At 36.5% G+C, this 13,145-nt stretch carries 10 protein-coding genes; 4 read left to right on the top strand and 6 right to left on the bottom strand.

Annotation, left to right across the window (positions count from 1 at the left end; all coding sequences use genetic code 11):
* From ACRXC1_RS08430 to ACRXC1_RS08415, 4 genes are read right to left on the bottom strand one after another with little or no spacing between them, the layout of a single operon-like run.
* Positions 1–1,389 (bottom strand): phytoene desaturase family protein, encoded by a 1,389-nt coding sequence (locus ACRXC1_RS08430; RefSeq protein ID WP_433658023.1) that lies wholly within the window; start codon positions 1,387–1,389, stop codon positions 1–3.
* 45 nt (positions 1,390–1,434) lie between these two features.
* On the bottom strand, positions 1,435–1,680 hold the full coding sequence (locus ACRXC1_RS08425; protein ID WP_103217109.1) for an acyl carrier protein: 246 nt from the start codon (positions 1,678–1,680) through the stop codon (positions 1,435–1,437).
* Positions 1,681–1,710: 30 nt separating this feature from the next.
* Positions 1,711–2,955, bottom strand: a complete 1,245-nt coding sequence (locus ACRXC1_RS08420) for a beta-ketoacyl-[acyl-carrier-protein] synthase family protein (RefSeq protein ID WP_392911737.1) — start codon at positions 2,953–2,955, stop codon at positions 1,711–1,713.
* Positions 2,952–3,611, bottom strand: a complete 660-nt coding sequence (locus tag ACRXC1_RS08415) for a GbsR/MarR family transcriptional regulator (RefSeq protein ID WP_393092659.1) — start codon at positions 3,609–3,611, stop codon at positions 2,952–2,954. Before ACRXC1_RS08415 ends, ACRXC1_RS08420 begins: the two co-directional genes overlap by 4 nt.
* Positions 3,612–3,946: 335 nt before the next feature.
* Between ACRXC1_RS08415 and ACRXC1_RS08410 the strand changes: the two genes are divergently transcribed.
* The 3 genes from ACRXC1_RS08410 to ACRXC1_RS08400 all read left to right on the top strand — a co-directional run bounded on the left by ACRXC1_RS08410 (position 3,947) and on the right by ACRXC1_RS08400 (position 10,903).
* On the top strand, positions 3,947–4,792 hold the full coding sequence (locus tag ACRXC1_RS08410; protein WP_392911733.1) for a hypothetical protein: 846 nt from the start codon (positions 3,947–3,949) through the stop codon (positions 4,790–4,792).
* Positions 4,793–4,970: 178 nt separating this feature from the next.
* A complete protein-coding gene (locus ACRXC1_RS08405) occupies positions 4,971–8,066 on the top strand; it encodes a hypothetical protein (protein ID WP_433658019.1) in 3,096 nt (1,031 codons plus the stop codon).
* Complete coding sequence (locus tag ACRXC1_RS08400) at positions 8,063–10,903, top strand: S8 family peptidase (protein WP_433658017.1); 2,841 nt, start codon at positions 8,063–8,065, stop codon at positions 10,901–10,903. The genes ACRXC1_RS08405 and ACRXC1_RS08400 overlap by 4 nt, the downstream gene beginning before the upstream one ends.
* On the opposite strand, the gene ACRXC1_RS08395 is transcribed toward ACRXC1_RS08400, so the two are convergent.
* On the bottom strand, positions 10,893–11,699 hold the full coding sequence (locus ACRXC1_RS08395) for a TIGR02147 family protein (RefSeq protein ID WP_433658015.1): 807 nt from the start codon (positions 11,697–11,699) through the stop codon (positions 10,893–10,895). The two genes, ACRXC1_RS08400 and ACRXC1_RS08395, sit on opposite strands and share 11 nt — an antisense overlap.
* Before the next feature lie 118 nt (positions 11,700–11,817).
* Here ACRXC1_RS08395 and ACRXC1_RS08390 point away from each other — a divergent pair, with 118 nt between their 5' ends.
* Positions 11,818–12,279, top strand: coding sequence for a hypothetical protein (locus tag ACRXC1_RS08390; RefSeq protein WP_433658013.1), 462 nt, complete (start codon positions 11,818–11,820; stop codon positions 12,277–12,279).
* Positions 12,280–12,288: 9 nt separating this feature from the next.
* Here the strand turns inward: ACRXC1_RS08390 and ACRXC1_RS08385 are convergent, their stop codons facing one another.
* Positions 12,289–13,134 carry a hypothetical protein gene (locus tag ACRXC1_RS08385; protein ID WP_433658011.1) on the bottom strand — a complete coding sequence of 282 codons (846 nt, stop codon included), beginning with the start codon at positions 13,132–13,134 and terminating at the stop codon, positions 12,289–12,291.
* Positions 13,135–13,145 lie beyond the last annotated feature (11 nt).

The following is a 13,145-nucleotide window of genomic DNA, read 5'->3' as shown; positions in this document are numbered from 1 at the left end:
TTATTCCATTAGTCCATGTAGGTTTGCCATGGAGATTCCACTTAACATAGAGCCAATAATTCCTAAGAATCCTTGGTCTGTTCCACATAAGTAAAGGCCCTCTACTGGAGTTCTTCCATCTCTTAACTTGTTTGTTGAGCCATATACACATCCACGAAGATGGCCAGTGTAGCGCTCAATTGTATGTGGCGTGAAGACATCTTTAAATTTCACATCAAGAGATGAATTTGGATAAAGTGTTTTAAGTGTTTGAAGTGATTGTTCATAGACTTCGTTCTTCATGGCCAGGTAGGCCTTGCGATCAGTGCTTACCAACTCTTTCCACTTCTCATAATTTGCCATGTAGGTAAGACGAATTACGCCTTCATCACTATCATCGCTTGCAAAATTATTTGGGAAGCAGATAACGGCACTTTTATTGTCTATAAAGTCACTTGGTCCTCGGTACTGATAATCTTCTCTTTCGTTGTAAAAAAGAATTGTATCGTTCATATCAAAGTCTTTAGGACGCTCATTAAGGCAGAGGATTGTTTCACAAAAAGTCATTGGCCCGACAGCGATTTTTTTCGATGTTTGACCTTCTGTTATGGCCATTGTTTCAGGATGTCCCATGCTTGAGATGACCTTGTCACACTCAAGAACTTCTCCATTTTCAAGTGTAACACTTGTCACTTTGTCTGAGCTTGTATTGATTGAAGAAACGCCTGCGCGAAAGCGAAGCTCTCCACCAAGCTTTTCATATTTCTCAAGTAAGAGGTTAATGATCTTTCTAACTCCACCATCTGGTCTAGCAAAGCCTTCCAGATAGATACTCTTAAACATGATAACAAATTGAGAAAAGTCCATGTCGTCTTCCCAAGCCGATCCGTAAATTAGAAGGGGAGCAAAGATCATGGAGATAAGTTTTTCATTCTTTATATATTTTCTGGCAACATCTTTTGCCATATAAGTTTCATTATTTAAGGCGACTTCATTGAAGTCTCTAATATATGCAACAAATTGATTAAACTCATCAATTGATGCAGGAAATTTATCAGCAATTTCTTGTGTTAAAACTGCAAAGTCATTCGTAAAAGTCAGACTTGTTTCTGGAAAAATGATCTTTGATTGTTTTTGTTCAATTAGGTCTAGCTCGGCCCATGGTATTCTTAATTGCTTAAGAAGTTTCGTTAGAGGCTTTCCGCGTTCTCCTCTTTGGGCAAAGTTCGTTAGGGCGTGAAGGCCAACGTCGAAATTCCTCTTTCCACGTCTGTAATAAGAATTAAGGCCTCCAGAAATTGAGTGCTTCTCAAGGCAGACAACTTTTTTGCCAAACATTGCAAGTCGAATACTTGCAGCAAGTCCACTCATTCCTGCGCCTATTACAATTACGTCATATTTTTGTGTCATATTATTTCTTTTGAAATAAGGCCACCTAAGTGGCCTTTATTAAACTTACTGGAATTTTGGTGTTAGGTAAGCAACACAAGAATTCATCGAAGCTAGCTCAGGGTAATCTTCTTGAGGTACTTCAATTGAGTGTTGTTTCTTAAGCTCCATAACGATATCAAGAAAGTCCATTGAATCTAGGTCAAGTTGATCTCTTAGAGGAGTTGCATCATCAATAGATGTAACATCATCATCAACTGCGATGTCTGCAATAATATCAACTACGATTTGTCTTACTTGTTCTGGTGTCATTTTCTTCTCCTGTAATACTTTTAATTTTAATTAAGCCTTAGCTTCGTATTTCTTTATGATTAATGTTGAATTAATACCTAACATCCCAAATGAGTTGTTAAGGATATATTTAACGTCTTTCTTTAATGGTGCTTCAAGAACTAGCTGATCCATTGCGCACTCTGGATCGATTTCATCAATTTTATGACATGGATGAACTAGCCCATCTTCAAAACTTGGAAGGTTTCCTGCAAGCTCAAGTGCTCCGGCAGCTCCCATGGCATGACCGATTAAACCTTTCGTACAATTAACAGCGACTTCTGGTGAATCTTTGAAGGCTTCTTTAATACCCGCAACTTCTTGGATATCTCCCATTTTTGTACCTGTAGCGTGTAGGTTTACAATATCGATATCGCTAATTGTAATACCTGCTTTGGCGATGGCCTTGTGGACACACTCCATTTGGCGCTCAGGGTTTGGAAGAACGAAATCTGTTGCATCACTATTTGTATGATAACCAGCGATTTCCCCGTAGATCTTTGCACCACGAGCAAGAGCGTCTTCAAGTCTTTCTAATGTATATACACATCCACCTTCTGAGATAACAATTCCATTTCTGTTATTATCTAATGGACGAGAAGCACGAGTTTGATCTTCTGGATAGTCTGCTAGTGCACCTTGTGCTTTAAAAGAAACGTGATTTCCAAATGAGTTTGATGACTCTGAAACACCTCCAGCAAGGGCAAGGTCGACTTCACCAAGTTGAAGCATTTGAACAGCTTGAATAACTCCCATATTACCAGCGGCACATGCTGCACCAATTGTATAATGTGGTCCAGTAATTCCTAGGTTTAAAGAAACTTCTCCGGCAGGTGCGTTGGCAACTGTTCTTGGGTTATGGTGGTGAGTCCATAGCTCCGGCTTCTCATCATTATTCTTATAAAATTGGAATAATTCTTCTTCTGTTTCAACTGGGCCATGTTCTGTAATTCCTAGATAAATTCCAATACGAGACTTATCCATTGTATTAATATCTAGTCCAGCATCTTCTAATGCCTCTTTTGAGCAGTAAACAGAGATTCCACCAACACGTGTTCCGCGTTTTCTCATTTTACCTTTCTGATGCTTTCTTTCGTCAAAGTCACATTTACCAACAGGGATTTGTCCCATAAAGCGTACATCTTCATAAGTGATTCCTGACTTCTGCTCTAAAAGAGCTGAGCGGAATTCTTTTAAGCTATTTCCATTTGGTGCAGTTAGGCCCACACCCGTTATAACGACTCGTGATAGGTTCATTCATTGACTCCATTATTATGTTTTTCATTTTCTATTTTTGATACGATATTTAAGAATGAGTTCTTTAACCCTGATGTAATCCCTGATTTGATTTGATTGATATCTGTAAGAGAGTTCTTTAAGACTTTCGTCACCATCGGGAATTTCTCAATGGCCATATAAGGGTTATCGAGTTCTTTGCTGATTGAGATAATAAATTCGCTAAGAGACCTAGCAAAGCGAGTTGTTGTTAGGATATTTGTTAAGCGCTTCTTTCTTTTTTCATCATGGACAAGTTTTAGAGATTCAGCGGTGATATTTTCAAACTCTTCAATTATCTCAAGTTCGCGCTTCTTTACAATATTTGAGACGATATTGATGGCATCATCATTGGCCTCATGAATTTTCATGCGTTTAATCTCTGGATGATCATGTGAGATCACCATCTTATATGTAGCTAGAGTTTTTAAAGCGCTAGAAACTGCGGGTTGAGATAGTCCAAGAATTTTTTCGATTTCATCTGAAGCAAGTGGCCTTGAAGAGTAGACAAGAACGCCAAAAATGGCCCCCTCGATGCGCTTAAAACCAACTTTAGAAAAGAAGGCCTCATAATGAGGAAGATACTCAAGTAGTCTCTTTTCAACAATTTCAATGTCCATATCCATAGCTTCTTTCATCGTGAAACAACCTTTATATTTTAAAAATAAAATATAAGTAATATTGTCTAAGTGGTCAATCTTAAAAGGATCCTAATGCATATTTAGAGAGCATCGCATTAAATGTCACGGTGCAAGGTGCATGTTGAAACCAATTTTTCTAACAGTTTCTTAAAGCACCAGTAAAAAATCCACTTTAGGGCCAATATGGTACTAAATGTATCAAGTTTGTGAGAAAAAAGTTGGCATGAATCTTGAACTAGTTTCATTATTCTAATTTTAAAATCACGAAGATTTTATAAATGACTGGCCTTGCTGAATAGCAGAGGTTTCAATTTTTTTGAGGGAGAGTATAAATGAAAAAATTATTAGCGGTTGCAGCACTTGGTACGTTACTTGTTTCTTGCGGTGGAAGCGGAGGCTCTGGTTCATCGTCTACTTACGGAAGATACACATCTCCATACGTGACAGCACAAGGATTTGTATCGGCATTAAATAGTGTTGATCCTTACTATTATGACCTAAACACTCTTGAGAAGGATCAGTATGATTCTCTTAGAGAAGACTTCTTTGTTTACTTCGATGCTAAATATAATGAATTCGTTGCAGTTGATATTACTTACCTTAGAACTCTAGCTTATTGGGACTATTACTCAAATAATCAAGGTCTTGCTGACGAATTTCGTGATGTTCAATCAAATGATGCATGGGACTTAGGAATTATCGGTGACGGTTGGGGCGACGATTATGAAATCGTTGACTACGTTGGCTCAGATGTTTTTGGTGATCCTGTATTCCAAGGCTTTGACACTGGTTACTACTATGAGGATGAAGAAGAGACAATGGATACTGGCTTAATGGCAGCAAATGATGAAGAGCTTCAAATGTTCAACAAAGCATCTCTATATTCTCAGGCCTTCAAACTTCCTGCTGACAAGGCTCTTTCACTTGTAACAATGGAAAAAGAAATTAAGAAAATGCTTGAAAATGCCAAAGATGGTGAGCTTCTTGAGCAAGATCAACAGGCGATTGCAAATAATATCAAGCACTTTACTGGTAAATCGATTGAAGAATTTATGGCAGCTAAGAACGATCTAGGTGCTCGTGAGCAAGTTATTGATGACGTCGCTGGACACCTTGGAACAACGACTCAAAATATCGAGGACGTTATTCTTCCAGAACTACTTTCAATTGAATTATAAGCTATTGAAATTATATCCAAATACCACACATTTAAGAGGGCCTGAATAGGCCCTTTTATTTTGAACTTGTACAGCGATTAAACAGCACTTGTAGATCTTTCAAAAGATCAAACTCTAGCGCCAAATATTGTTACTTTAGAGCGTGATGAAAATTTTAAATTTAAGTATATTGATTTTAGTGATCTCGCTCTTAACGGCCAAGGCCTATGGGGCCGATGGGCTTGTCGCCATAAATGGTGAGTCTCTGCCGGCCGCTGATCTATATAGTATAGAATATGGCCCAATTGATTCAGAACAGGCCTATGAGCTACAAGCGGAGGGAGCTGATCTCTCAATGCTTTCTCCAGTTCTATCGAATTTATGGAATGGGGCCAATAATTTTTCACGTTATAAAGACGATGCGCTTTTACCAATCGGAGACTCAGATTCACTTAGCTTCTCTGGAGTAATTAGCTCTCCTGCTGGAGTCCTAAGATTTAACGCTCAAAATAGTGAAGGTAATTTTCAAGTACACCTTTCAAAAACACTCCATACAATTCTTCTTCGAAAGAATATGCTTAGAAGCTTAGGCTATATTATTCCGACTTCCAAATACCTTAAGAATATTAGAATCAACTTTAAAGACGAAAAACAAAAAGACTATTTTAAAGATGTAGAGCTCGTTATTAAGCTGGGAGCTTCTTACAAAAATTGGCTTGTTGAAGAGGGTAGTGATTACCTCATTTTAAAAGACATCTTTGTAAGACACCCTAAAGAAGATGACTTTTATGATGTTGCTCTAACATCAATCAATGATACTAAGGATCTTCGTACTCTTAGAAGTTTAATTGTTGTTTATTCACTTCTAAATTTAGAAGAGTCGATTAATAAGTTCTCATTCAACTTTTTAAAGATTAAAAATGATCATCTACTTTTTGAATATCCAAGCTCTACGGATTTCAGTGCTACCTATGATGATGTTAAGTGGATCGCAAGATTGATTGGAAATCTTAACCGCCATGATATCACACAAATTGTTAGAGAATCTCACTATCCAAAAGTTGTTGAAAAGCTTTTAATCGAAAAGATTATCGGTCGAAGAAATAATCTAATTTCGACATTAAAGATTAATGCACCTCTTATTGAGTATAAGAAAGATATCGAAGATCCTCTAGTCGAAGATGGTTTTCTTATTCCACACAATTTTGAAGGTTATGCTGGCCAGTTCAGCTTTGGGGCAAGCAAGTCACCAATGGACGATATTCCTGCTTTTCTTTTTTCAGAGGCGCAAAGTAGTACCTTTAAATGGATAACGGGAAAAATTAGTGAAGGTTTAAGTGCTTTTGACTTATCAAAGGCCAAGGTTAAGTGGTTACAAGAAGACTTTCTGGCCAATAAGGACTTTGCTCTCGATTACTTCGCTGAGCATGGAGAGTTTCCACCTCTTCCATTTTCTTCTTGGAAGTCACCTGTTGTTAGAGGAAATATTATCTTTGGCCGTGATGTTGTCGTAGGGCAAAGCCTTGGAACAGATAATTTTGTGCAACTTGCGGACACTATCGGTTTTACAACAAATTTAGGACTTTTTATTGGGCTTGAAAGGTTTATTTCACAAACAACTGGTGGATCATTATTTCCAAATATTGGAATCAATACAAGCTATACTCATGTGAGGCCTCTGCAAGATCTTAGAGAGGCGATTAAAACTCCTTATAAGAATATGTTAGTAGGAAAGACACTACGTAATATCGAAGAGAAATTAAAAGAATCAATCAATATTTCAGATCTTGATAGTGAAACAAGAAGAGACGATCTTCACTCAATCTATAATGAAATTTCTCAAAACTTTGGAATTGGAGAATCGATAATTATTTCAACATCTGTTGTTCCAGATGTAACTCTTTCCTTAAATGCACCTTTATTTGGTGTGGCCAATGGTTATGGTTCAATAAGTACTAAGTATAAAGAACTTTCAAGAATTCATATTACCCGAAAATCAAAGTATAAATTTCAAGTTTACTATGATGAGGCCTATGTAAATGAAGTTAGAGCTCGTGGAGGAATTTCATATTTAATTCCAATAATTATGAGTGAAGCAGCATCGATAAAATCGAAACTTGATTTGAAGTTCTATGAAATCAATATGGATCCAGAACAAGATGATTTAGTATTTTCACAAAATGCGGCAAAATTTCTATCTATCTTAAGAGATCGCTCTAATGAGGCCATGGGGCCGGAAGATATTCAAGTTTATAATAATTCAAAAGATAAGACTTTTAATCTAAACTTATTATTTTTCGTTTCACGCACCTTTAAATCTATCACAGAACTCTTTGTGAAAATAAAGAATCAAGTCAATATCAAATTGATCTCATCAACATTTGGAGAGATGGACGGAATTGCTGTCGGTAAATTTTTAAAGAATGTGGCATCTTATAATTTAAAGAAGTTTATTAACAACTTAGATTTGAGCTTTGATAAGAGCTACATTCCTATGATTGAAGAAGCAAAGCACTACTACAAAAACCCTGGGAAGGAGCTTTTTGGTGCTGCAACGACATATGAGACAAAGTTTGAATCGAAGCTAAGCGATATTAACGCAAAGGCTACTCTCGATAATATGAATGAATTGTATATGCATTATCGAAAGACTCATGAGAAGGCCATCATGAAGGAAAAGACAATTAAGAAGTATCTTAAGAAAGAGAGTGAGGCCTTCAATCTCGATTTTTATACGCCTTCAGATGCAAATGATGCTGGAGATATGCACTTCGTACGATTGGAAAGTAAGATTCATTTCTTTGATAAATCAGTAAAGAAGATACTTTCAATTACTTCAAAAGAACTTGATAAAATCTCAAGTAAAATGAAGATTAGAAGATGTTTCAGACGTGGTGGCCGCGATAACGATAATACTGGACGTACGATATCAGAAAAACTTCGTTGCGGAGACCTTGATCCAATAAGAAGTAAGCTTTATTGGTGTAATAAATATTTAAATAAGAATAAAACGCAAAAGGGGCTAAAGTGCTTGGCCCACGTAGGACACTACTTTGCAAAGTATGTTGATGCAAAGACTCTGCTAGACTTTTTTGGTGAAGATAATATTTATATTGAATCACAATTATCAGGTTACCGTGTCGGAAGTGAGTTAATGATGAAGCCAATTGTAGGTAATTCTTACGGGAAAATAAACTCGAGAAGTTTTGGCGGACCAATTAATAAGCTTGTTAAAGTTCTTGGAATGATTAAGGCCGAAGTGCTAGGCCTTTGGTATAGGGAGACTCTAAAATGATTTTTAATAAAGTCACAGCTCTTTCTATTCTTATGTGCTCTATTATTACTCAAAGTAGCTTTGGTATCGATTTATCGCACAGGCAGTGGAATATCAAAAATACTGGTCAATCATATATCAGAAAGTCATCAGAGCTAGGTTTTAAAAGTATTGATGGTGTTAAGGGTGTGGATATTAATTATTTCACTAAGAATCAACTTGATCAATTTGGCACTAGCAAGGTTATTGTTGCTGTTATTGATACTGGTGTGGATGTGAATCACCCTGAAATTAAAGATAATATTTGGTACTACCCAGGTTGTATTGGTAAAACAGAAGAACAGAAAAAGGCCCTACCATGTCGTGGCTATAATGTTCTTGATGGAAATGGGAATGTTTCAGATGAGATTGGTCATGGTACATTTGTTGCAGGAATTTTGGCGGCCAAAAAAAATGGTGTTGGTATTGATGGATTACTTCCTGAAAATATCGAAATCATGCCAGTTAAGGCCATCACAAATTTTAGAGGTTTTACTCATGAAGGAAAAGTTGTTTCAAGCTACTTGGCAAAGGCCATCGCTTTTGCCGTAAATAACGGCGCCCAAGTTTTAAATCTATCTTTAGGGATCCCAAAGGTTATTGAGACACCTCAGGTTGTTAGTGCAATTGATTATGCTCTAAAGAAAAATGTCATTGTTGTTGCTTCGGCCGGAAATAATAACAAACGAAGAAATATCTTTCCTTGTAATTATAATGGTGTTGTCTGTGTTGGTGGAATTGATATTCAAGGTCAAAAAGTATCTTCATCTAATTACGGTCAAACGGTTGATATCTATGCTCCAGGAGAAAAACTTGTAGGAACAATTCCTTCAAGTATGGAATCAACGGTTCTACGAGTGGGCAATTATGATATTAAAACAGGAACATCTTTTTCTATTGCACATATAACTGCGCTTGCTGCTGCTGCCAAGGTTAAAGACCTCAGTCTTAATAGCTATAATTTTTTAGCAAGATTAAAGTCTTATTCAAGGACCCTTGCTGATTCAGGTCTCCTTATTGCTGATTATCAAAAGTTTACTGATTCATTTAGCGGTAGTTCTAATAAATCTCTAGCTCCGGTCATTTTAACAAAAGACGTGGATAGTATCACAATTGATAAATTAGAAGATGATAGCTTTGGTGCCAGTCTCGATTTTGATATCTACTCTGAATATACAGTCGAAGATGCAAGTATTTGTCTGAGCTCTAAAGTGATTTACGGTGAAAAGAGATGCCAGCAAATATCGTTAAAAGAAGGTTTAAACCGAGTTCAAATAAATGCAAAATTATTAAGTCTTGATATTGATACATGGCAGAGGCTTAAATTGACGCTTCTGAAAGAAGAAGCTCTAATATCTGATAAGTCATTTGATGCTCAGTTCTTCGTGCCTCTACCGATTTCATTAAAGAAGCAGGTCTCAAAAATCGCTGCAGGTGCTCTTTTAAGAATTGCACCAAATATTAAAAGTTCTCAGTTACAAAAGGTTATTGAATTTGATGCTAATAAAAGTACGCAAGACTACTTTGTTTTAAATAATAGATCTTTAAAAAGTATTTTCTACTTATCTGAAGAGAGACAAAGCTTTGAACCATTTCAAATAAAATTCTCACAAGACATTAAAGTTATAAGTGTCATGAAAGTGGATATGAATATTGATGGAAAGCTTGATATTCTTGTCTACGGTACTTCTTCTAATAATCGAGAGTATATTCTTGAATCTTTTGATTCACGTGGAAGGCCTCTTTTTGGAGAGTACTCTCGATGGAGCTTGAATGCAACTCAGTTTGGCGGACTTGACTTTAATCGAGGGCGTCCATACTTCAACTTTATAAAAGCGCAAACTAGTAAACTCGGTAAAGTCTTAGTACCACTTGTGAGTAAGGTATTTGAGTTGCCACAAGTTGATAATAATACAGATCCAATCGACTTTTTAAATAATATACAAAAAAAGAGGCCTTATTATCTATTGCCATCCCTTGAAGATGATAAGGTGAAACTACAAATTAGAACGTTAGAATCATATCTATTTGATACAAAAATAAGAGATATGCTTGATCTTCCTTTCTTTAAAAAATTACAATTTGTTTCATTTCTTGAACAAGATAAAGAATCTCAAAATAATGGGCAAGTTAGAATTGTCTATGCTCTTGGTGAAGTAAGCTTCAATGAATATTACGAGATTATATTTGATGATATTAATAATTTTAAAATTGTTAAAAAGGGGAGATCTCTTCAAATTCATCAGTCAAATATTTCGACAGTTCGCTCGACTGTAGATGGTGACTTTATAAATGAGTATTTGATTACACGTCAGCAAGAGCTAAATAGACTATCATTTAAGCTTTCTAGTGGTGGGCGAACATTAAGGTTTGAAAGCGATTGGAACGATCCTCTTGCATCTATTTTGGCCGTCTACAAGGAAGAGCAGAATTATTCGATTTATATCGAAGGACGTTATCATATTCATCTTGTGGTAACTGATGGGAAAAAAATCATCAGTACTTCTAAGACTGCTATTAATCGAGAATCGAGTTTTCCTGGTGGAAACTTCTCTCAAATTTTTCAGATGGGACAACTGAATGCTTCTAAAGGAGCAATCTATACAGATATGCAGAGACTTTTTGGTGATAATATTCGCTTAATTACAAGTGACGAGGATAAGCTTAGCACAAAGCTTAAATATAACTATGCCATTCCTTCTCAGTGTGCACTAATCGGTCACACACAGATTGAAAAGCAGATGCAAGTAAGGCTGCACTGTATGGGCCCTGGAAAATTTTCTAGCATAATGATTTCTAATACAATGATTAAGCAGTAAATGGAAAGAAGAGTGTCGATAAGGTAAAGATCTGATGCTCTTCACTACTTCCGCTTTCACAGTCAAATTCTTCCGTGAACTCATCAATGAACTTCATTATCTTCTTCTTTGCTTCAGGAAGATCGGATCTTTTTACATTAATAAGAAAGTGCTCTAAAACCCTTTGCTCTTTTGGTAGATAGTAGCTATCGGCAGATAGATCACAAATCTCTTTATGAAGAGGTAGAAATTGTGACATATCAAGCTTGTACTGTGGAGTGTATTCTTTATTTAAATATATTTTTGAATTTTCAATATTAATGATCTTTGCACTCTTCATTTGTTTTAAAATGTGTGAGTAGTCTTCTTGTCCCTTATAGATCATTTTCTTCGCATTTAGGTCTTTAGCAGTCTTGAAGTCGCTCCATTTTAACATCTCTCTTAATAGTGCCATCTCCCATTTGAATTCAACTTGGCGATTGGCCCTTGTCACATCTGAAGTGCGCTTTTCAACAATGGCCTTAAAGGTTTCCTCGTCACCCTTTGAGTTTTTCTTAGCATCGACTAGAGTCTGGAAAAATTCTGCTTCTTTCTTATTTAGCTCAAGGTTCTTAATTAACATGGCCGTGATCTGAGGCCCAGGATGTCTTTGTCCTTTGATAATCATAGTGAGCCCTGAGACACTTGAGATCCCAAGTTCTTTGGCCCAGCGGCCAAATGTATACTTTTTATCGACAGATTTACGACTCAGATAGATATCTTCTAAGTACTGACGATAATCAATATAGCTAAATAGGTCTATACCCCTAATTTCCATAGTTTACATATCGACAGATAGAGAAAATTATTTAGTAAGTACCTAAATATATTACACACTTACTTGATGAAAATGCCGTGGTATAGGATAAATACCCCATCATACATGAGGGAAAGAAATGCTTAAATCAATTTTACTATCAATTATTATCTCATTTAATACTTTCGCACTAATTTCTAGTGAGAGGCCATATTCGTATAAAGAAAATCATATTGAAATTGATTTTAAGACTGGCTGGGGTGCAAAAACTGGCTGGGGAGCAGCGCAGATTGAAGAGATCGTGATGGATACCATCAAGCGAGACTACAGAAAAGTTTGTTTAGACGGGCAAAAGGCCGCTCTTTCTGTTGAGGCCGATGAGTTAAAATTTAATATCTATTCTCTTAATCAAGCTGAGCTAGAGAGTCCTAATGAGAATGTAATTTACTTATCTGTATTTGTTTCGATGAAAAGTCGCTTCATGTTTTCTGGAGTATTTGATAATTATCTCGTTAAAGTAGAATACGATGAGAATCTTGATCAGATTTTTGTTAGCTACAAAAACGATGATGGTGATAATAACTCTATTAAATGCTTCTAGCTCTTTGAGCTAGAGGCGAAAGCTTATCCCGGCGCCAATTGTCACACCACCAATTGAAGAAACAGTTTCTGTAACTAATTTATCCATAGAACTTGTGTAAAGGCCGCTTAACCCAGCTTGGCCATAAAAGCCAATCTTTGAATATGGCGCAAATCGAATACGCCCACCAATATTGTATCCGTAGGCCATTCCAGTTGCCTTTTCTCCAAAGTTTTCTTGCTCAAAGTCACCAGTTAGAATTATGCCTGCAAATCCTTCTGCAACAAAGCTATTGCGATTAATAAAACGAAACTGATATTGAAGCTCCCCAAGAACACTATTGATGCTACTGTAGGTCGCCGATGCAGTTAGGTAGCCTAGTGTTATCTTAAAGCCATGACGATGTTTAGGATCTCGATACTCAATTGCTAGATTAAATCGATTAAATGCAGGAGAGGTTTCATTAGCATATTTCGCCTGAAAGTCGTCCCATTCTGTACCGGCCTCAAGTCTTGCGTAATCAAGAGAGATAAAACTATTTTCTTTTAGCCTTTGGGCATCGTTTGTGAATATTGTTCTTACATCGTGATCTGTGATTTCAGGAACATGCTCGAGTTTTGTTCCCGAAACTGAGTAACTTATATCATTAGTCCTAACATAAGCAATCTTTCCTGAGACAACTAGTGGTACAATCGTCCCTTGTTTTAGGTCATTGTCTCCAACTTTGATTTTTCTCCCGCTGCGAATGTAGCCAATTGGGGCCGAAAGATTAACGTCAGCGTAGACAATTGTTTGACGTGATTTTGTCACGGCATAACGATAGGCGAGAGTACTTAATTGAGTAAGAGAAAAAATTAACACTAAAAGTTTTTTCATATATCTATTAT

The sequence above is a fragment of the Halobacteriovorax sp. GFR8 genome, assembly GCF_050955245.1.
Lineage (GTDB): Bacteria > Bdellovibrionota > Bacteriovoracia > Bacteriovoracales > Bacteriovoracaceae > Halobacteriovorax_A.
Note: the sequence above shows the minus strand (reverse complement) of the source record. Positions and strands in the feature narration are given on the sequence as shown.

Coding starts and splice junctions, on each gene's coding strand:
- ACRXC1_RS08430 (WP_433658023.1), bottom strand. CDS start 1,389: ATGACACAAAAATATGACGTAATTGTAATAGGCGCAGGAATGAGTGGA.
- ACRXC1_RS08425 (WP_103217109.1), bottom strand. CDS start 1,680: ATGACACCAGAACAAGTAAGACAAATCGTAGTTGATATTATTGCAGAC.
- ACRXC1_RS08420 (WP_392911737.1), bottom strand. CDS start 2,955: ATGAACCTATCACGAGTCGTTATAACGGGTGTGGGCCTAACTGCACCA.
- ACRXC1_RS08415 (WP_393092659.1), bottom strand. CDS start 3,611: ATGAAAGAAGCTATGGATATGGACATTGAAATTGTTGAAAAGAGACTA.
- ACRXC1_RS08410 (WP_392911733.1), top strand. CDS start 3,947: ATGAAAAAATTATTAGCGGTTGCAGCACTTGGTACGTTACTTGTTTCT.
- ACRXC1_RS08400 (WP_433658017.1), top strand. CDS start 8,063: ATGATTTTTAATAAAGTCACAGCTCTTTCTATTCTTATGTGCTCTATT.
- ACRXC1_RS08395 (WP_433658015.1), bottom strand. CDS start 11,699: ATGGAAATTAGGGGTATAGACCTATTTAGCTATATTGATTATCGTCAG.
- ACRXC1_RS08390 (WP_433658013.1), top strand. CDS start 11,818: ATGCTTAAATCAATTTTACTATCAATTATTATCTCATTTAATACTTTC.
- ACRXC1_RS08385 (WP_433658011.1), bottom strand. CDS start 13,134: ATGAAAAAACTTTTAGTGTTAATTTTTTCTCTTACTCAATTAAGTACT.